This is a genomic window from Sphingomonas sp. Leaf257 (assembly GCF_001422185.1).
GTDB lineage: Bacteria > Pseudomonadota > Alphaproteobacteria > Sphingomonadales > Sphingomonadaceae > Sphingomonas > Sphingomonas yabuuchiae.
In genome coordinates, this window is sequence record NZ_LMMH01000002.1 from 39293 (window position 1) to 58956 (window position 19664).

At 67.4% G+C, this 19664-nt stretch carries 19 protein-coding genes; 9 read left to right on the forward strand and 10 right to left on the reverse strand.

The genetic code is table 11. From position 1 onward, the window contains the following. Positions 1 to 180: 180 nt before the first annotated feature. A complete protein-coding gene (locus ASF14_RS03285; RefSeq protein WP_056431564.1) occupies positions 181 to 1077 on the forward strand; it encodes a dienelactone hydrolase family protein in 897 nt (298 codons plus the stop codon). A gap of 31 nt (positions 1078 to 1108) precedes the next feature. Beyond that, the gene (locus tag ASF14_RS03290) at positions 1109 to 1729 is read left to right on the forward strand and encodes a glutathione S-transferase family protein (protein ID WP_056431871.1); all 621 of its coding nucleotides are present in this window, start codon (positions 1109 to 1111) and stop codon (positions 1727 to 1729) included. Positions 1730 to 1732: 3 nt separating this feature from the next. On the opposite strand, the gene ASF14_RS21265 is transcribed toward ASF14_RS03290, so the two are convergent. The 6 genes from ASF14_RS21265 to sppA all read right to left on the reverse strand — a co-directional run bounded on the left by ASF14_RS21265 (position 1733) and on the right by sppA (position 8749). Then, positions 1733 to 1897, reverse strand: a complete 165-nt coding sequence (locus ASF14_RS21265) for a hypothetical protein (protein WP_156361023.1) — start codon at positions 1895 to 1897, stop codon at positions 1733 to 1735. A gap of 157 nt (positions 1898 to 2054) precedes the next feature. Then, positions 2055 to 3404: a glutathione-disulfide reductase gene (gene gor / locus ASF14_RS03295; RefSeq protein ID WP_056431567.1), complete on the reverse strand. Its 1350-nt coding sequence runs from the start codon at positions 3402 to 3404 to the stop codon at positions 2055 to 2057. 245 nt (positions 3405 to 3649) lie between these two features. Continuing rightward, positions 3650 to 5143, reverse strand: coding sequence for a glucose-6-phosphate isomerase (pgi, locus tag ASF14_RS03300; protein ID WP_056431875.1), 1494 nt, complete (start codon positions 5141 to 5143; stop codon positions 3650 to 3652). A gap of 106 nt (positions 5144 to 5249) precedes the next feature. Beyond that, positions 5250 to 5963 (reverse strand): GNAT family N-acetyltransferase, encoded by a 714-nt coding sequence (locus ASF14_RS03305; protein WP_056431570.1) that lies wholly within the window; start codon positions 5961 to 5963, stop codon positions 5250 to 5252. 31 nt (positions 5964 to 5994) lie between these two features. Beyond that, positions 5995 to 6585 (reverse strand): GNAT family N-acetyltransferase, encoded by a 591-nt coding sequence (locus ASF14_RS03310; RefSeq protein WP_056431573.1) that lies wholly within the window; start codon positions 6583 to 6585, stop codon positions 5995 to 5997. Between the two features lie 202 nt (positions 6586 to 6787). Beyond that, positions 6788 to 8749 (reverse strand): signal peptide peptidase SppA, encoded by a 1962-nt coding sequence (gene sppA / locus ASF14_RS03315; protein WP_082442054.1) that lies wholly within the window; start codon positions 8747 to 8749, stop codon positions 6788 to 6790. Positions 8750 to 8974: 225 nt separating this feature from the next. On the opposite strand from sppA, the gene groES reads away from it, so the two are divergent. Then, positions 8975 to 9262, forward strand: a complete 288-nt coding sequence (gene groES, locus ASF14_RS03320) for a co-chaperone GroES (RefSeq protein ID WP_007405746.1) — start codon at positions 8975 to 8977, stop codon at positions 9260 to 9262. A gap of 53 nt (positions 9263 to 9315) precedes the next feature. Continuing rightward, on the forward strand, positions 9316 to 10956 hold the full coding sequence (gene groL, locus ASF14_RS03325) for a chaperonin GroEL (protein ID WP_056431576.1): 1641 nt from the start codon (positions 9316 to 9318) through the stop codon (positions 10954 to 10956). A 457-nt stretch (positions 10957 to 11413) separates the two neighbouring features. Here the strand turns inward: groL and ASF14_RS03330 are convergent, their stop codons facing one another. The 3 genes from ASF14_RS03330 to ASF14_RS03340 are packed head-to-tail and all read right to left on the reverse strand — an operon-like array spanning position 11414 to position 13394. After that, complete coding sequence (locus ASF14_RS03330; protein ID WP_056431881.1) at positions 11414 to 12154, reverse strand: DsbA family protein; 741 nt, start codon at positions 12152 to 12154, stop codon at positions 11414 to 11416. Positions 12155 to 12183: 29 nt separating this feature from the next. Continuing rightward, positions 12184 to 12879 (reverse strand): thioredoxin domain-containing protein, encoded by a 696-nt coding sequence (locus ASF14_RS03335; RefSeq protein WP_056431579.1) that lies wholly within the window; start codon positions 12877 to 12879, stop codon positions 12184 to 12186. After that, a complete protein-coding gene (locus ASF14_RS03340) occupies positions 12879 to 13394 on the reverse strand; it encodes a DUF721 domain-containing protein (protein ID WP_156361024.1) in 516 nt (171 codons plus the stop codon). Before ASF14_RS03340 ends, ASF14_RS03335 begins: the two co-directional genes overlap by 1 nt. A gap of 26 nt (positions 13395 to 13420) precedes the next feature. Between ASF14_RS03340 and mutY the strand changes: the two genes are divergently transcribed. The 3 genes from mutY to nudC are packed head-to-tail and all read left to right on the forward strand — an operon-like array spanning position 13421 to position 16646. After that, positions 13421 to 14470 carry an A/G-specific adenine glycosylase gene (gene mutY / locus ASF14_RS03345; protein WP_201780533.1) on the forward strand — a complete coding sequence of 350 codons (1050 nt, stop codon included), beginning with the start codon at positions 13421 to 13423 and terminating at the stop codon, positions 14468 to 14470. Positions 14471 to 14475: 5 nt separating this feature from the next. Continuing rightward, positions 14476 to 15792, forward strand: a complete 1317-nt coding sequence (locus ASF14_RS03350; RefSeq protein ID WP_082442055.1) for a serine hydrolase domain-containing protein — start codon at positions 14476 to 14478, stop codon at positions 15790 to 15792. Beyond that, positions 15789 to 16646 (forward strand): NAD(+) diphosphatase, encoded by an 858-nt coding sequence (gene nudC / locus ASF14_RS03355; RefSeq protein ID WP_056431582.1) that lies wholly within the window; start codon positions 15789 to 15791, stop codon positions 16644 to 16646. The genes ASF14_RS03350 and nudC overlap by 4 nt, the downstream gene beginning before the upstream one ends. 125 nt (positions 16647 to 16771) lie before the next feature. On the opposite strand, the gene ASF14_RS03360 is transcribed toward nudC, so the two are convergent. Further along, positions 16772 to 17662, reverse strand: coding sequence for a prephenate dehydratase (locus tag ASF14_RS03360; RefSeq protein WP_056431585.1), 891 nt, complete (start codon positions 17660 to 17662; stop codon positions 16772 to 16774). A gap of 129 nt (positions 17663 to 17791) precedes the next feature. Here ASF14_RS03360 and ASF14_RS03365 point away from each other — a divergent pair, with 129 nt between their 5' ends. Both ASF14_RS03365 and ASF14_RS03370 read left to right on the forward strand, forming a co-directional pair. Continuing rightward, positions 17792 to 18502, forward strand: a complete 711-nt coding sequence (locus tag ASF14_RS03365; RefSeq protein WP_056431590.1) for a c-type cytochrome — start codon at positions 17792 to 17794, stop codon at positions 18500 to 18502. Further along, positions 18483 to 19550, forward strand: coding sequence for an NAD(P)H-dependent flavin oxidoreductase (locus ASF14_RS03370; protein WP_269083236.1), 1068 nt, complete (start codon positions 18483 to 18485; stop codon positions 19548 to 19550). Before ASF14_RS03365 ends, ASF14_RS03370 begins: the two co-directional genes overlap by 20 nt. The last annotated feature ends 114 nt before the right edge of the window (positions 19551 to 19664 follow it).

Here is a 19664-nt window from a genome sequence, read left to right on the forward strand (position 1 = left end):
TCTTCACGAAACGCCGGGTGCGCATCCCCCCACTCCGTTCAGCCTGACCGAAGTCCACGCCCAGCCGCCCCCGCGCAATCAACCCTGGCCCCCGTCACCCCACGCCACTAAGCTTCCCCTCACAATCGCGAGGATACCGGCGCCCATGCCGAACTCGTGACCGGAGTGGAGGATGCCCGCATGACCGATATCCCCCCGACTGAATCCGTGCGCGATCGCGCGGTGCGTATCTATGACGCCTTCACCCATGAGCATCACGACCGCCGCACCCTCTTGCGCCAGATGACCGCGCTGGCCGGATCGGTCGCCGCCGCCGAGGCGCTGATCCTTGGTATCTCCGCCAGTCCCGCCGCTGCCGCACAGACCGACCCCCATGATACCCGACTGCGTATCGACCGTCGCGAGGGGATGGAGGCGGGCGCGCGCTCGGCCGCCTATCTCGCCAGCCCCAAGGGCATGAAGAAGCGGCTCGGCACGGTGCTGGTCATCCATGAGAATCGCGGCCTTACCCCCCATATCGAGGATGTCGCGCGGCGCGTGGCATTGGCCGGGTTCCATGCGATCGCGCCCGATCTGTTGGCCCCGCAGGGCGGTACACCGGCGGACGAGGATCGCGCGCGAACGCTGATCGGCACGCTCGACTATGATCTGGCGCTGGCCCAGGCACGGGCGATGATGGGACATGCCGCCACCGACAAGAGGGGCACCGGCCGCGTCGGCGCGGTCGGCTTTTGCTGGGGCGGGGCGTTCGTCAACCGGCTGGCGGTGGCGGCAGGCCCGGCGCTGTCGGCGGGCGTGGCCTATTACGGCCCTGCACCCAGCCCCGGCGAAGCGGCGAAGGTCCAGTCGCCGCTGATGCTGCATTATGCGGGCAAGGATGCGCGCGTGAACGCGACCGGCGAGCCCTGGGTCGCGGCATTGAAGGCGGCGGGGCGGCCGGTCGAGGCCTTTACCTATCCGGGCGTCGACCATGCCTTCAACAACGACAGCTCCGCCGAGCGCTATAATGCGGCGGCGGCGGCCCAGGCCTGGTCGCGGACCATCGCCTTTCTGCACCGCTATCTCGACCGCGCCTGATTTCGCCCCTCATACCGCCATGGAGAGCCTGATGACCGCCGACCTGACGTTGTACACCAATCCCCAGTCGCGGGGCCGCATCGCCCGCTGGATGCTTGAGGAGACGGGGGCGATCTATGACACGGTCGTGCTGGATTACGGGACGACGATGATCGCGCCCGACTTTCACGCAATCAATCCGATGATGAAGGTGCCCGCCATTGTCCATCGCCGCCAAGTGGTGACGGAAACGGCGGCGATCTGCGCCTATCTGGCCGAAGCCTTTCCCGATGCCGAACTGTCACCCTTGCCGCAGGAGCAGGCGCGTTATTTTCGCTGGCTGTTCTTCGCGGCGGGGCCGCTGGAGGCCGCGATCACCAATCGCGCGATGGGCGTGGAGCCGACCGCCGAGCAACAGCGTATGGCGGGCTATGGCGATTTCGACCGGGCCGTGGGCGTCGTCGGCGCGGCGGTGGCCGAGCATCCTTATATCACCGGCGAGCGCTTCACGGCGGCGGATGTCTATCTGGGGTCGCAGTTGATGTGGTTCACCCAGACCGGGCTGATCCCCAAGACCGATGCGATCATGGCCTATATCGGTCGCTTGCAGGATCGTCCCGCGCATCGGCGTGCCACCGCGCTGGACGATGGCAAAAGCGCGGAAGACGCCTGACGATCAGACCGAAGAGGCGGCTCCCGCCTGCTGATGGGCGTTGCGCAGCATTTCGAGCCCGGCGGCGATGTGGTTGCCCGCCAGCGGCTGGTTCAACGCATCGGCGCCGTCCATCGCGGCCTTTGCGAAGGCGATGACCTGCTCGAAAGTAACGCCATGCTCACTCATCTTCGGTTCCATTTCCACCGCAACGCCTCTGTTCCAACGTCCTAGCGACTCGACGTGAACATATCCTAAACCGCAATAACATTTAGCGCGATATGCAAATAAGGATGGTCTGCCTCTGGACTGCCCCCCGGTGGGACACCGGGGGGCAGTCGAGCCTTCAGCGCATCAGCACCAGTTCCTCCGACATGGTCGGATGCAGCGCGACGGTGGCGTCGAACTGTGCCTTGGTCAGGCCGGCCTTCACCGCGATGGCGGCGGCCTGGAGGATTTCGGGCACGTCGGGACCGATCATGTGCAGCCCGACCACGCGGCCGGTGTCGCCGTCGCACACCATCTTGTAGAGCGCGCGCTCTTCACGGCCTGCCAGCACATTCTTCATAGGGCGGAAGTCGGAGGTATAGACCCGCACCGATCCCAGCGTCTGCTTCGCCTGTGCCTCGGTCATGCCGACGCCCGCCATCGGCGGATGGCTGAAAACGGCGGCCGGGATGCAGTCATAGTCGACGCGGGTCGGCTTATTGCCGAACACCGTATCGGCAAAGGCCTGTCCCTCACGGATCGCGACGGGGGTCAGCTGGACGCGGTTGGTCACGTCGCCCACCGCATAGATGCTGGGGCAGGTCGAGCGATTGTCCTCGTCCACCTTGATCGCGCCATGATCGTCGAGCTCGACGCCCGCCGTCTCCAGCCCCAGGCCGTGGGTATTGGGCAGGCGGCCGGTCGCGAACATCACCAGGTCGACGATCATCGGCTCGTGGTTGGACATGGATACCTTCAGGCAGCCATCGTCCATCTTCTCGATCCCTTCGAACGTCGCGTCGAAGCGGAACTCGATGCCCTTCATCATGGAAATCTGGAGCAGCCGGTCGCGGATCGTCAGGTCATAGCCGCGCAGGATATCCTTGCTGCGGTTGATCAGCGTGACGTGCGCGCCGAACTGGTGGAACACGCCCGCAAACTCATTGGCGATATAGCCCGCACCCGCGATCAGCACGCGTTTGGGGATCGCGTCGAGATGGAACGCCTCGTTCGAGGTGATGCCATGCTCATGGCCGGGGCAGGAGGGGACGGCCGGATGCGCGCCGACCGCGATCAGGATACGCTCGGCGGTCTTCTCGGTCCCGTCGGCCAGGCGGACGCTGTTCGGACCGGTGACGACGGCACGCTGGTCGATGATCTCGACATTGTGGCTTTCCAGCGTCTTCTTGTACGCGGCGTTCAGCCGGTCGACCTCCGACAGGACATTGTCGCGCAGCGTCTCCCACGAAAACTCGCAGTCGCTCGGCACCTGCCAGCCGAAGCGACGGGCGTCCTTCAGGTCCTCGGCGAAATGCGCGCCATAGACGAGCAGCTTCTTCGGAACACAGCCGCGAATGACGCAGGTGCCGCCGACGCGATATTCCTCGGCCACCGCCACGCGCGCGCCATGCGCCGCTGCGACCCGCGAGGCGCGCGTGCCGCCCGAACCCGCCCCGATGACGAACAGGTCATAGTCATAGTCAGCCATGGGATCGGTTTCTCCGGGAAGTCAGAAAGCGCGGGTGTGCAGTCCGCCTAAAAGCACAACGGGGGACGCCGAGCCAAGTTCAGCGTCCCCCTGACAGTGATCGGAAACTTCAATTCCTCCCCAAGCACAGCTTGGGGAGGAGGACCGCGCCCGCAGGGCGTGGTGGAGGGGCTGGAACGCTCGCTGGCGGTGACACCCCTCCGTCATCGCTACGCGATGCCACCTCCCCTTGCAGGGGAGGATCGTTACTCCCCGAACGCCCGCTTGATCAGATCCTCGGTCGAGGGATCGAAATCCTGCCCGCCCTGGTCGGCGGCCTTGGCCATTTCCTTGCCCAGCTCGACGCCGAACTGATCGAAGCTGTTGATGCCCAGCAGCACGCCGTTCACGAACACGCGGTGCTCGTAAAAGGCGATCAGCGCGCCCAGCGTGCGCGGGTCGAGCGTGTCGAGCAGGATGGTCGAGGACGGGCGGTCGCCCGAATAGCTGCGCGCGGGATCGTCGACCGTCTTGCCCTTCATCAGCGCGGCACCCTGCGCAAAGGCGTTGAGCAGCAGCTGGCGGTGATGATCGTCGCTCAGCACATCGCCCGGCTCGATGACCGCGATGAACTCGACGGGGACGAGGTGCGTGCCCTGGTGGAGCAGCTGGAACACGGCATGCTGCGCGTCGGTGCCGACGCCGCCCCAGGTGATCGCGGCGGTCGGCCGTCCGACGGGCTGGCCGTCGACGGTCACGCCCTTGCCGTTCGACTCCATCTCCAGCTGCTGGAGATAGGAGGGGAGCAGGCGCAGGCGCTCGTCATAGGCGAAGGGCGCGCGCGTCTCGGCATGGCGGACCTGGGTGTAATAGAGGTCGGCAAAGGCGGCGAGCGCGGGGGCGTTCTGCGCCAGGTCGGTCAGGCGGAAATGGCGGTCCATCTCGGCCGCACCTTCCAGCAGTTCCTCGAACGCGTCCCAGCCCAGGCCCAGCGCCGCCGGGAAGCCGATCGTCGACCAGAGCGAGTAACGGCCGCCGACCGATTCGGCGAAGGGCAGGATGCGCGTCTCGTCGACGCCCCATTCGACCGCCTTTTCGGGATTGGCGGTCAGCGCGATGACCTTGCCATAAGGGTCCTCGACGCCGCTCTCGGTCATCCACTGAAGCGCCGAGGTGGCGTTCAGCATCGTCTCGGTGGTGGTGAAGGTCTTGGATGCAACGACCAGCAGCGTGGCGGCGGGGTCGAAGCGCTTGAACACCTCCTCCAGCGCGACGCCGTCGACGTTCGACACGATCGCCACGTCATAACGGTCGCTGTCGCGGCCCAGCGCGTCGACCAACAGGTCGGGGCCCAGCGCCGAGCCGCCGATGCCGATGTGCAGGACGTGGCGGATCGGCCCGAGCGCTTCCGCCTCGATCGCGTCGATCAGCGCGCGCATCCGGGCGTGCGACTGGCGCGCCACGGCGACGCTCTCGGGATTGCCCTCGCCACGCTCGGCGGTGTGCTCGACCGCGCGGCCTTCGGTGACGTTGACGACCTCGCCCCCGAACAGCGCGTCACGCTTGGCGGCCAGCCCGCTCGCCTTGGCGAGGTCGGCGAAGGCGGCGACGGCCTCGCGGGTCAGATGGGTCTTGGACCAGTCGAAATGGATACCCGCCACATCCAGGCTGAGCGAGGCCAGCCGGTTGGGATCATTCGCGAAAAGATCGAGAAGCGGGGTCTGCGGGAGCGATTCGATCGTCGACCAGTCGGCAGCCATGATGCCTGTTCCTTCCTTGCGCATGCCCCGGGGGGCTTCCCTTACGGCGTTAGCCAAAGCGGGTGCGCAAAGCCAAGCCTTAGATTGGTATTGTGTGGCGGGCCGCTCAACTATGGCACGGAGAGGGCGGTTCGGCGGCTACGATCCATTGCCCATAGAGGCGCAGGCCGCACGCTTTCGCCAGCGCGACGGACGCGATATTGTCGATCTGGCAGCGATATTGCGGTTCGAGGCCCCGACCTCGTACAAAGTCGAGCATCGCGAGAACGACGGCGCGGGCGGCGCCTTTACCTCGCGCATCGGGCAGGGTCAGGACACCCAGATCGGCAAACGGGCTGTTCTCCCACAGCATTGCACTGGCCGCGCTGATCAGCCGATCGCCATCGAAGCAGCCGAAGACGGCCCAATGATCCCATTCGACGAACGCATCCTCGCGGTCAGCCTCGGGCGCTTCATAATGAAAGATGTCGAAGGCGCTGCGGTCGCCCGGCTTCAGCTTGCGTGCCGACCGCGCGGGCGCGGGGATGGGGCCGTCCTCGGGCAGGTAGAACAGATGGTCGGGATCGTGGAAGGCGATGCCGGACTCAATCAGCGCTGCTCTCCGGTCTTCGATCGAGGGGGACTTCGGCGTAAGTTGTCCAAGACACGCTGCGAGTTCGGGGCGGACCGTCATCCGCGAGGGGGTCCCGTCCCTTGTCAGAATCATGGCGGGCCGCTTGTGCGACAGGGAAGGACTGACCGTACAGCTGTCCGGACCCAGCGCATCGCCTGCGAACTGCGCCTGCCAATATTCCGGGATACGTGGCGAAAAGTCCGTCATCCTGTCAGCTTCCGCGCAAGCGTGGGTCGGCCTACCGATGCTTCACCGCCACCGGATCGCGGACCACGCCGACATCGGCGAAGCGCTTCGGTTCGGCGGGATGCGCCGCCGGTTCGGCGAGTTCGCGCTGCCAATAGCCCACGTCGATCCAGCGGCCATGCTTGTGGCCGACCTCGCGGAAGACGCCCGCGCGGCGGAAGCCGACGGCTTCGTGCAGCTTGATCGAGCCGTCATTGGGCAGCGCGATCACGCCCATCGCCTGGGTGAAGCCTTGCGCGGTCAGCGTGTCGACCAGCGCCTCGTACAACAGCCGCCCGATGCCCGAACGCTGCGACACGTCGGCGACATAGATGGTCGTCTCCACGACCCAGCGATAGGCCTCGCGCTCGCGGAACCGGGCGGCATAGGCATAGCCGATCACGGCGTCTTCGCGGCCCTCTTCATCGGCCAGCGTCGCGACGATCCAGGGATAGAGGCCGTCCGCCCCCTCCATCCGCGCGCGCATCGTGTCGGCGTCGGGGGCCTGGGTCTCGAAGGAGACGACGCCCGCCAGCACATGCGGCGCATAGATGGCGGCGATGGCGGCGGCGTCATCGGGGCGGGCGGCGCGGATGGCGATCATGGGGGTAGCGTCTCCTGAAGCGATGGGCCTGCGTAGCGCGGGGATGTGCGGTTCGGAAGGGGCCAACGTCCTGCACCCTTTCGCGACACAATCCCCCCTCCGTTCGCACTGAGCGAAGTCGAAGTGCACGTCCCGTGCTATCCTCCCCGGGGAATCCCTTGGCCTTCGACTTCGCTCAGGCTGAACGGGGGGGGGGATCCGCTCAGAGCCCCAAGCGCGCGATCAGCAGGTCGAGCAGCCGCTCGTCGCTGGCTGAGCCTATGGGCCCCAGCGCGCCGCATTCCAGGCACTTCGCCTGCACCGACCCGCCCCGCGCCAGCCGCGCGACATCGCCCAGTGCGCGGGCCGCGACGGCGCGGCGCTCGGCCGCCGCGATGGCGAAGAAGTCGCCGCCCTGCTGGCCGTCATCGTCGCTGTCGAACCCTTCGGCCAGCACCGCCGCAAAGCCCGGCTTCTTCTCCAGATATTCCGGATAGACCTTGGCCGGGTCCAGCTTGGCACGGCGGGCGGCCTCGGCAATGGCATCAGACAGGTTGCCGAAGCGGTCGACGAGCCCGATCTGGCGCGCGGTGCCGCCGTCCCACACCCGACCCTGCGCGATGGTGTCGACCTTTTCGGGCGTCATGTGGCGCGCCTCAGCGACGCGGGTCAGGAACTGGCGATAGCCATTCTCGATTCCCGCCTGCAGGATGGTGTCGAGCATCGGCGTCGTGCCGCCCAGCACGTCGGGCTGGCCGGTCAGCGGCGTGGTCTTCACCCCGTCGGTGGTCACGCCGATCTTGGCCAGCGTGTTCTCGAAGGTCGGGATGATGCCGAAAATGCCGATCGACCCGGTGATCGTGCCCGGCTCGGCAAAGATCAGGTCGGCCGGGGTCGAGACCCAGTAACCGCCCGACGCCGCCAGGCCGCCCATCGAGACGATGACGGGCAGCTTCTGCCGCTTGGCCTCCAGGATCGCCTGGCGGATCTGTTCGGAGGCCAGCACCGAGCCGCCCGGCGAATCGACGCGCACGACCAGCGCCTTCAGGTTCTTCTTGGCCAGGCCGTCGAGCAGCGCCTTGGACACCGTCTCGCCCGCGGCGGTGCCGGGACCAGCCTCGCCATCGACGATATTGCCCGCGATGGTCAGCACGCCGATCGCATCGCCCTTGGTCGGCAACGGATTGGCGCGCACCCAGGAGGCGTAGGAGATGGTACGGAACGAGCCTGCAGGCTTGTTCGCCTCGGCCCCGGCGATCTGGGCGACGCGCTTGCCGAAGGCCAACTTGTCGCCCAGCTTGTCGACCAGCCCGGCCTTCAGATTGGCGTCGGCGATGCTGCCGTTGGACGCCAGCACGGCGCGGTCGGGCTGGGTCAGGAAGGCGTCGATCTGCGCCTTGGGCCGCGCCTTGGCCACGGCTTCGCGCCACTGGGCGAACAGCGTGCCGTACAGCGCCTGCGACGCGGCGCGCGCATCGGGACTCTGGTCGCTGCGGATATAGGGCTCGACGAAGGATTTGAACTTGCCGACGCGGTAGACATGGGTGGTGACGCCCAGCTTGTCGATCAGGCCCTTGTAATAGAGCTGGTTGCCGCCCGGCCCGGTGAACAGCGTGCCGCCCAGTGGATTGACCCAGACCTCGCTGGCGTTTGCAGCCAGGCGATAGGCGCCATCGGTATACGCGGTGGCATAGGCGAGGACCGGCTTTCCGCCCTTGCGGAAGCGCTGGATCGCGTCGCCGACCTCCTGAAGGGTCGCCGGATAGGCCCCGCCGAACGCGTCCAGATCGAGGACCAGCACCTTGACCCGGCCATCGTCCTTGGCGGTATCGATCGCTCGGACCAGATCGCGCAGGCGATATTCGTGCGGCACGCTGCGCCCCGACAGCATCGCAAGCGGGGCGACCGTTTCGGGCTGTTCGACGATCGGGCCATCCAGCTTCAGCAGCAGCGCGCCGTCGGTGATCGCCTTGGTCCCCGGCCGGGCGTTGAGCGCGGCGAAGATCAGGCCGAAGAACAACAGCATCGCGGCCAGCACCAGGAAATCCTTGATGCCGACCAGCAGCCGCCATGCGCCGCGTACCAGCCGCCAGCCGCTGCGCCGTCCGGGCTTGCGCCCCGGTCGGCTGAAATCCTGGTCGAGCGGGGAGGCGGGGGGAATTGCGTCGGCGCGGGCGTCGGTCATCCCCTATCGCTACTCCAGCGACGGATGCTCGGCAATGGTCCGTATTACCGGGCCAATACGCAGCAGGGCCGCCGAAATTTGTTCCCGCGCCTGCCACGGTCCGTCGAAATTTTTTGGCGACGGGCGTTGACGGCCTGAATGCCCGTTCACATATCCGGTCGCGTTGGCACTCGCATGGCTCGAGTGCCAGAAAAGTGTAACACGCCAGATTAAAGGGACATGGCAATGAACTTTCGTCCGTTGCACGACCGCGTTCTCGTCCGTCGCGTCGAGGCCGAGGAAAAGACGGCTGGCGGGATCATCATCCCGGATACCGCCAAGGAAAAGCCCCAGGAGGGCGAGGTCGTCGCTGCCGGCACCGGTGCCAAGGCCGAAGACGGCAAGGTCACGCCGCTCGACGTGAAGGCGGGCGACCGCATTCTGTTCGGCAAGTGGTCGGGCACCGAGGTCAAGGTGAACGGTGAAGACCTGCTCATCATGAAGGAATCGGATATCCTCGGCATCATCGGCTGAGCGACCGGTTTTCCTCCCGTTTTTTCTGACATTCTATTGAAAGGGTAGCCACCATGGCAGCCAAGGAAGTCAAGTTTTCGCGCGACGCGCGTGAGCGCATTCTGAAGGGCGTCGACATCCTCGCCGATGCCGTCAAGGTCACGCTGGGGCCGAAGGGCCGCAACGTCGTGATCGACAAGTCGTTCGGTGCCCCGCGCATCACCAAGGACGGCGTTTCGGTCGCCAAGGAAATCGAACTGAAGGACAAGTTCGAGAACATGGGCGCCCAGATGGTGCGCGAAGTGGCGTCGAAGACCAACGACATCGCCGGTGACGGCACCACCACCGCGACCGTCCTGGCCCAGGCGATCGTCCGCGAGGGCATGAAGTCGGTTGCGGCCGGCATGAACCCGATGGACCTGAAGCGCGGCATCGACATCGCCGTCGCCAAGGTGACCGAGGACATCAAGTCGCGTTCGAAGCCCGTGTCGGGTTCGTCGGAAGTGGCGCAGGTCGGCATCATCTCGGCCAATGGCGACCGTGAAGTCGGCGAGAAGATCGCCGAAGCCATGGAGAAGGTCGGCAAGGAAGGCGTGATCACCGTCGAGGAAGCGAAGGGTCTCGATTTCGAGCTCGACGTCGTCGAGGGCATGCAGTTCGACCGCGGCTACCTCTCGCCCTACTTCATCACCAACCCGGAAAAGATGACGGTCGAACTGAACGACCCGTACATCCTGATCCACGAGAAGAAGCTGTCGAACCTGCAGGCGATGCTCCCGATCCTGGAAGCCGTCGTCCAGTCGGGCCGTCCGCTCCTGATCATCGCCGAGGACATCGAGGGCGAGGCTCTGGCCACGCTCGTCGTCAACAAGCTGCGCGGCGGCCTGAAGGTCGCAGCGGTCAAGGCACCGGGCTTCGGCGATCGTCGCAAGGCGATGCTGGAAGACATCGCCATCCTGACCGCGGGCGAGCTGATCTCGGAAGACCTGGGCATCAAGCTCGAGACCGTCACCGTCGGCATGCTGGGCACCGCCAAGCGCGTCACGATCGACAAGGACAACACCACCATCGTCGACGGTGCGGGTGAAGCCGACGCGATCAAGGGCCGCACCGAGGCGATCCGTGCGCAGATCGAGAACACCACCAGCGATTACGACCGCGAGAAGCTCCAGGAGCGTCTGGCCAAGCTCGCTGGCGGCGTGGCTGTGATCAAGGTCGGCGGTGCGACCGAAGTCGAGGTCAAGGAGCGCAAGGACCGCGTCGACGACGCGCTGCACGCGACCCGCGCGGCCGTCGAAGAGGGCATCGTCCCCGGCGGTGGTACGGCGCTGCTGTACGCGACCAAGGCGCTGGACGGCGTCAAGGGCGTCAATGACGACCAGACCCGTGGTATCGACATCGTTCGCAAGTCGCTGACCGCGCTGGTTCGCCAGATCGCTCAGAACGCCGGTCATGACGGTGCGGTCGTGTCGGGCAAGCTGCTCGACCAGGACGACACCTCGTTCGGCTTCAACGCGTCGACCGACACCTATGAGAACCTGGTGGCCGCCGGCGTGATCGACCCGACCAAGGTCGTCCGCACCGCGCTCCAGAACGCGGCGTCGGTCGCGGGCCTGCTGATCACCACGGAAGCCACCGTGGCCGAGCTGCCCGAAGACAAGCCCGCCATGCCCGCCGGTGGCGGCATGGGCGGCATGGGCGGCATGGACTTCTAAGTCGGATCGGGGACCGGCGGGGCTTGCCCGCCGGGAACCGGACCGGCCTTGTCCTTGCGGCAATGCCAAAGAAAGGCCCGGGGAGCGATCCCCGGGCCTTTTTCTATGCGCCCTGCACGTCACCCCCGTTCAGCCTGAGCGAAGTCGAAGGCCATGGGACTCGCTCGGGGTTGCAGGCGGGGCATGCACTTCGACTTCGCTCAGTGTGAACGGATGAGGGGAGGTCCCGTACCCCGGCGAAGGCCGGGGTCCAGTTTCGATTCGCTTGAGGGGGGATTAGAACAGCGTGTGGGAGGCAGTTTGACCCGCTTCGTTGTTGCCTCCCCGCATCGCCGCGCGCGCCATCGGCCACACCGCAACTGGGCCCCGGCCTTCGCCGGGGAACGGCAGGGGCATAGAAAAAGGCGGCCGAACCTTCGCCCGACCGCCTTTTCCGTAACTCGAAAACCCGAGCCGCTTACGCGCCCGCGTTCTTCAGCGCCGCCTGCACGTCCGACCAGCTGACCGCGCCCTTCAGCGGCTTGCCGTTCAGGATGAAGGTCGGGGTGCCCGTCACGGTCCCGTCGGCGCCGCGATCCTGGGTCTGCTTGGTCAGGCGGTCGATCTGCGTCATGTCGCTCAGGCACTGGCGCGCCTTGGCTTCGGGGATGCCGCGCTGCTTGACGAAGTTGACCAGATCCATCTGGTCGGCCAGCGCCTTGATGACGTCGACCGGCTTGGCGGTCTGCAACTGCTGCTGCATCGCCGGGCTCATCGCCTGGAGCTTGTCGTTGAAGCCCTGCTGCGACTGGTACATCTGTTCCAGCACCGGGAAGAAGGTCGCCTCGCCCGCGCAGATGCCGAGCAGCGCCGGGGGAAGATCGGGCGCGCCGTGGATCAGGAACTCGCGGAATTCCCAGCTGACCTTGCCTGACTTGACGTAGTTGTTCGTCAGCGGCTCATAGCCCTCACGCGCGAACGCGCCGCAGGCCGGGCACAGGCGCGAGCCATATTCGACCAGCTTGATGGGCGCGTTGGGGTTGCCCATCACATAACCCTCGGCGGTCTTGCTGACGACCTGGGTCCAGTCCTGGCCCGCAGGCGCAGCGACTGCGGGCAGCGGTGACGCGGCGGGGGCGCTGCCGTTGGCGTCGCCATTGCCGCCACCGCAGGCGGCCAGCGCCAGCGGAAGGGCGAGGAGGAAGAGGCGAGACTTCATCGACATATGCTCCGAAGGAAAAGAAGGGTTTAGCGGGCGCCGCCTGCGCGCAACAGCGGCAGCAGCTTGTCCCAAGAAAACACGCCCATGGCCTGTTTGCCGTTGATGAAGAAGCCCGGCGTGCCCTCGATCGAGTCGGGGGCGGCGGTGGTCATCGCGACGATCCGGTCGGTGGCGGCGCGGTCCGACAGGCAGGCGGTGATCTGCGCATCGCTCAGCCCGGCGCTCTTGCCGATCGCGGTCAGCCCCGATCCGTCCGCTTCCGCCCGCATCTGGGCGGCGGCGGGATAGGCGGCGATCCGCTGGCCATTGGCCTGGTCGAACTCCATGCCACGCTTCAGCCAGTCGCGCTGCTGCGCAAAGATCGTGTCGCTCAGCCCGGCGAACCTGGCCGCCCCGCCGCAGCGCGCGATGAGGGCAGCGGCCAGGTCCAGCCGGTCGCGGATGAAATGGCGGATCTCGATGCTGGTCGAGCCCGACCGGACCATCTGTCCTTTCAGCACCGGTGCCGATTCGGTGGTGAAGACGGCGCAATGCGGACAGGTATAGCTGACATATTCGACCAGCTTCACCCGCGCCGCCGGATTGCCGATCACATAGGCCCCGGCGGGCGTCTGGGTGACATGGCTCGCCCAGTTCACGCCCTTGCGCTGGGCCTGGGCGGCCTGGGCCGAACCGGCGGAGACAGCGAGGCCGAGCGCGGCCAGCGACAGGAAAAGACGCATCACGACACCTTGGGAAGGCCGCGCGTCGCAGCGACGCCCGCGGCAAGCGATTCGAGCACGGCACGAAGCTCCGGATCGGCGATCTGGCGCAGGCCGTCGCCCATCTCGGGCGGCACCGGCTGCGGCTTGGGCGGCGCGGCACGGCGGGGGGCGGCCATGGGCAACTCGCCCTGCCGGATCTGGAGCCGGGCGACCGCCGGATAGCCGAAGAAGCGGTTCACCCGCTCGATGATCTCGGGCGCAATATGCTGCATCATCGGCGCGTGGGCACCGCGCACGACCAGCGTCAGCACGCCGTTCTGCTTCTCGCCCTGCGGAAAGCGAATCGATTCGGGCGCGCTGGCGGTCGACAGGCGCGGGCCGACGATATCGGGCCAGCGACTGACGATCGCGCTCTGGACGAAACCGAAGCGGCGAAAGGCCGCGCCGCCGATGGCGGGCAGCAGTTCGGATACCGCGCGGGGGCGGTTGGAACGGGGGGGCGGCTCCTGGGGGGCGCGGACGCGCTTGCTCATATCCGTCCCCATGCCATAGCGGGCGGGTGGACGCCAAGCATTCATCATCGCCCGACAATCCCGCCGCCCGGCTGCTCGCCTGGTATGACCGGCACGCCCGCGAACTGCCTTGGCGCAGCCGTCCGGAGGAGGTGCCCGACCCCTATCGCGTCTGGTTGTCCGAGGTGATGTTGCAACAGACGACGGTGGCGGCGGTCACGCCCCGCTTCATCGCCTGGGTGGCGCGCTGGCCCGATGTCGCCAGTCTGGCTGCGGCCTCGGACGAGGACATCATGGCCGCCTGGGCGGGGCTGGGCTATTATGCCCGTGCCCGCAATCTGGTGAAGGCCGCGCGGGCGGTGGTCGCCGAGCATGGCGGGCGCTTTCCGCAGACCGAGGCGGGCTTGCGCGCGCTGCCGGGGCTGGGCGCCTATACGGCGGCGGCGGTTGCGGCGATCGCGTTCGGCGAGCGGGCGGTGGTCGTCGACGCGAATGTCGAGCGGGTCGTCGCCCGGCTGTTCGCCATCACGACCCCGCTGCCCGCAGCGCGGCCCGCGATTCGCGAGGCCACCGATCGGATTACGCCCGACGCACGCGCGGGCGATTTCGCGCAGGCGATGATGGATCTGGGTTCTTCCGTCTGCACGGTGAAGAAGCCGCAATGCCTGCTCTGCCCGATCGCGGTGGATTGCAGGGCGAGGGCGGAAGGGATTGCCGAGACGCTGCCCGCCAAGGCGCCGAAGAAAGCGCGGCCCTATCGTCACGGCACCGTCTTCTGGATCGAGCATGAGGGCCGCGTCTGGTTGGTCCGCCGCCCGGACAAGGGGATGCTGGGCGGCATGCGCGCGCTGCCGACCGGGCCCTGGGTCGATGAGCGGCCGGGGCTGGCCGATGCGCCAGGGCAGGGGCCGTGGACGATGCTGAACGAGACGGTCGTACATGGCTTCACCCATTTCGAACTCGAACTGGCGCTGGCCCGCACCGATGGCGAGCCGGACGATTCGAGCGGGGGCGAATGGTGGCCGATCGCCGATCTGGGAACCGCAGGGCTGCCCACCTTGTTCGCGCGGGCAGCCGATCTGTTGAAAAGGGTCTGATATCAATGATTCGTCGAGTGATGATGACAGGCGGGGCGATGCTGGCCTTGCTGGGTGCCGCCGCCCCCGCGCAGGTGGCGCAGACCCCGAGGGCGCAAGCCACGAGCGTGCTGCCCACCACCCAGGCGCTGTTCGACACCTATGTCCGGTCGGGCAAGATGCCCGGCATCGTGGCTGCGATCGGGCTGCCGGGACGACCGCCGATGTTCGTGGCCGCAGGCCGGACCGCGATCGAGCCGAACGCGCCCGCCGCCACCCCCGATACGCTGTGGCGGGTCTATTCGATGACCAAGCCGATCACCGCCATGGCCGCGATGATCCTGGTCGAGGAGGGCAGGCTGAAGCTCGACCAGCCGCTGTCCGATATCTATCCGGCCTATAAGACTATGCGGGTGCTGACCAATCCGCAGGCCTCGCTCGACAGCCGTCCGGCGACCAACCTGATCACCATCCGCGAACTGATGACCCACACGGCGGGGCTGGGGTATAGCTTCACCGCCAAGGGGCCGCTGCTCCGCGAATATGAGCGGCTGGGTCTGGTGCCCTTCGCCGCCAATGCGCAGGTCGAGGCCAAGGTCCGTCCGACCCGCCCCGCGACCCTCCAGCAATTTGCCGAGCGCGCCGCCACCGCGCCGCTGATCGCCGAGCCAGGTACGCACTGGAGCTATTCGATGGGCCTGGACGTGCTGGCGGCGGTGGTCGAGAAGGTGTCGGGCATGCCGTTCGAGCGGTTCGTGCAGACCCGTCTCTTCACGCCCTTGAAGATGAACAGCAGCTATTGGCAGGTTCCCGCTTCGGCGGCGAACCGGCTGGTCACCAACTATACCTTTCTGGGCGACCGGATGGTGCCGGTCGACCCGGCGGCGACCTCGGTCTTTCGCTTGGCCCCCAGCTTTCCCTATGGCGGCGCGGGGCTGGTCATGTCGGCGCGCGATTATGACCGCTTCCTCCAGATGCTTCAGAATGAGGGGCAGGTCGGCGGCGTCCGGGTGATGAAGCCGGAAACGGTTCGTCTGGCCATGTCCAACCTGCTGCCCGCAGGCGTCACCTATGGTTCGGTGACGGGGGCGAGCGGCGGCAGCGGGGGCGAGGTGCCGACGGGTTATGGCGCGGGCGGATCGGTGACGCTGGCCGATACGCCGGGCGGGCCGGGCAAGGGCACCTATGGCTGGGGCGGGGCGGCGGGGACGATCGCCTATGTCGATCCGACCCGGCATGTGCGGGGCACGGTGATGGTCAATTACTTCCCCGCCGACCGCTATCCGTTGCGCAGCGATCTGGCGACGGCGCTTTACAAGGATCTGGGGCGGATGGCGAAGTGACGACCCTGGGATTTACCGGCGGGCGGCTGGATCGTGCCGACCCGCTGCGCCACGATCCGGCGGGTTTCGCGGCGGCGCTGGCCGATCCGGCGGCGCGGCTGCTGGTGCTGGACGACTATCAGCCGGTGATGGACGGCGGACGGCTGGGCTGGACCGCCATCGATGCGAATGCGACCCCCGAGGACCATGTGCTGCTCGGCATCGAGGACGGGGTGCCGCATTTCGCCCGGTTGATTGGCGAACCGGCGGTCGGCCGGTCGTTCGAGATGATCGCGGCGCTCCATGCGCTGGAGGCTGGCGAGGCGGCGACCTATGCGGCGGCGCGCTCGGTGCTCGACTGGCATGCGCGGCACGGCTTTTGCGCGAAATGCGGGGCGGCGACCGCGCCGTTCCGGGCTGGTTGGGGGCGGCATTGCCCCGCATGCGGGACCGAGCATTTCCCGCGCGTCGACCCGGTCGTCATCATGATCGCGGAGCATGACGGCCGCGCGCTGCTAGGCCGACAGCCCGCTTTTCCGCCGGGGCGCTATTCGGCGTTGGCGGGGTTTCTCGAACCGGGCGAATCGATCGAGGAAGCGGTGGCGCGCGAGCTGTTCGAGGAAGCGGGCGTGCGGGTTCGACACGTCCGCTATATCGCCAGCCAGCCCTGGCCGTTCCCGTCGTCGCTGATGATCGCCTGCGTCGCGGAGGCGGTCGATGACCGGCTGACCATCGACACGACCGAGCTGGAGGACGCGATCTGGGTTTCGCGTGACGAGGTGCGCGCGGCGCTGGCCGGGGACGGATCGCGGTTCGGCGTGCCGCCGTCTTACGCGATCGCGCATACGCTGCTGGAGGCGTGGGCGGCCCAATGATTCCTCCCCTGTAAGGGGAGGGGAACCAGCGAAGCTGGTGGAGGGGTGTCGCCCTCTCGAGAGCGGGACACCCCTCCGTCACGCTGCGCGCGCCACCTCCCCTTGCAGGGGAGGAATTTTCATATTCAGCCCCTCTCCCGCGCCTGGGCGTAGGTGCCCAGCATCCGCACCCATTTGCTGTGGAACCCCAATTCCTCGATCGCCCGGTCGAATGCGGCTTCGCCCGGCCGCCCGACCACGTCGCAATAGAATTCCGTCGCGGCAAAGCTGCCGCCGCGCTGATAGCTTTCCAGCTTGGTCATGTTGACGCCGTTGGTCGCGAAACCGCCCATCGCCTTGTACAAAGCAGCGGGAATATTCTTCACCTCGAAGATCAGGCTGGTCATCCACGGCCCATCCCCGACCGGCGGCTGGCCGCCACGGGCCAGCACGACGAAGCGGGTCATGTTGCTGTCGGCGTCCGAAATATCCTCGGCCAGCAGGTTCAGGCCATAGAGTTCGGCGGCGCGGGGCGGGGCGAGGGCGGCGACGCGCGGGTCGTTCATCTCCGCCACCCGCGCCGCCGCGCCCGCCGTATCGGCATAGGCGATCGGGCGGATACCGTGCGCGCGCAGCCAGTGGCGGCACTGGCCCAGCGCCTGCGGATGGCTCATCGCCTCGACCAGCCCGTCGCGCCCGCCCGTCGCCATCAGCGCGTGGCGGATCGACAGGAAATGCTCACCCACGATAACCAGCCCGGATTCGGGCAGCAGGAAATGGATGTCGGCCACCCGCCCGTGCAGCGAATTCTCGATGGGAATGATCGCGCGGTCGGCCTTGCCGCTCTTCACCGCGTCCAGCGCGTCGGCGAAATCGAAACAGGGGAGCGGCAGGCCGTCCGGAAACACCTCGGTCGCGGCGACATGGCTGTTGGCGCCCGGCGCGCCCTGAAAGGCGACGGCGCGGGCCGGCTCGGCCAGGGCGGCGGCGGTCATGCCCGCGACGATGGGGCGGGCGGGGGCGGCGTAATTCTCCATGGCGCAGCGGCGTAGAGCGGGCACGCGGCACGATCAAGGCAGGCGACAAGGGAAGCAGAACTTGCCGTTCGCGAAAGCCGCACCTAAGGTCCGCGTTCAGGAGAGATATTGGCGGGGCAGCGAAACGCGATGGACCTAAAGACCAATACGATCGCGGGATGGGTGCTGGGTGCGGCAGGCACGGCATTGGGCCTTTCGATCGTCGGCGGCATGATCTTCCACGAAGAGCGCCCCGAAAAAATGGGCTATGCGATCGAGGGCGTGGAGGCCGAAGGCGCGGGCGGCGGTGCCGCCGAGGTGCCGATCGCCTCGTTGCTGCCCACCGCCGACGCGGCCAAGGGCGCCGAAGTCTTCAAGAAATGCGCCGCGTGCCACACCATCAACCAGGGTGGCGCGAACGGCATCGGCCCCAATCTCTATGCCACCATGGGCGAAGCGATCGCGCAAGGTAAGGCGGGATTCGCCTTCTCCGACGCGTTGAAGGCGGTCGGCGGCAAATGGGACTGGGACAAGATGAACGCGTGGCTGACGTCCCCGCGCAAGTTCGCGCCCGGCACCAAGATGACCTTTGCCGGGCTTTCCAATCCACAGGACCGCGCGAACGTGATCCTGTACCTCAACCAGCAGGGATCGAACCTGCCGCTCCCGGCGGCCCCGGCCGCCAACGCGGAACCGGCGGCGGGCGATGCCCCCGCCAATGGCGCGGACGCGGCGGTCAACAAGGTCGAGGAGGATCCGCGCGCCGACACCGGATCGATTGCCAATACCGGCACGCCCGCCAGTGGCGCGCCCTCGGTCGATCCGCAAGCCGCGGTGGAAGGTGCCAAGGCCCCGCGCTGATGCCGATGCGCGGGATCGGCTGACCCTCGACGTTCCGATCCTGCAGGCGCCGATGGCGGGGGTGTCGACTTCCGCCATGGCGGCGGCGGTGAATGCGGGCGGCGGTCTGGGCGGAATCGCGATCGGCGCTGGTGATGCCGATGCGGCCGCCCGGATGATCGCCGAAACGCGCGAGCGGACCGAGCGGCCGTTCAACGTTAACCTCTTCGTCCATGCCCCGCCCGTGCCCGATCGGGTGCGCGAGACGGACTGGTGCGAGGCGCTTCGTCCCGCCTTCGCCGCGTTCGACGCCGAGCCGCCCACCGCGCTGCGCACCATCTATCAGAGCTTCGCGCAGGACGATGCGATGCTGGCGCTGCTGGTCGAGACGAGGCCGGCGGTGGTCAGCTTTCACTTCGGCCTGCCCGACGGTCCGCGCATCGCCGCGCTGAAACAGGCGGGATGCCTGTTGCTGGCGAGCGTGACCTCACTGGCCGAGGCGCAGGCCGCCGAGCGTGCCGGGATCGATATGCTGGTCGTACAAGGCTATGAGGCGGGCGGGCATCGCGGGGTTTTCGATCCGGATGCGGCGGACGACCGGTTGGGGACGCTGGCGCTGACCCGATTGCTGGCGATGCGGACGCGGTTGCCCGTGATCGCGGCGGGTGGAGTGATGGACGGAGCGGGGGTGTCGGCTGTCCTCGCGCTGGGGGCGGTGGCGGCGCAACTGGGGACGGCCTTCATCGCCTGTCCCGAGAGCGCGGCGGATGCGGCGTACCGCGCCGCCCTGATGGGCGAGGGGGCCGCGCATACGGTGATGACCCGCGCGATTTCAGGGCGTCCGGCACGGTGTCTGCCCAATGATTTCACCGCGCTGGGTGAGACTCTGACGGCGCCGGTGCCGGATTATCCGATCGCCTATGACGCTGGGAAGGCCTTGAACGCCGCCGCCAAGGCGCGGGGTGAGGGCGGTTACGGTGCCCAATGGGCGGGGCAGGGGGCACCGCTGGCCCGTTCGATGCCAGCAGGGGAACTGGTTCGTACGATTGCCGGAGAGATGCGCGGGTAGGTGGGAGCGTGGGCTTCTACTTCGCTCAACCTGAACGGAGGTTTTGCGCAATCCTCTAACCCCGTTCAGCCTGAGCGACGTCGAAGGCCAAGGGATGCGTTCACCACCACACTC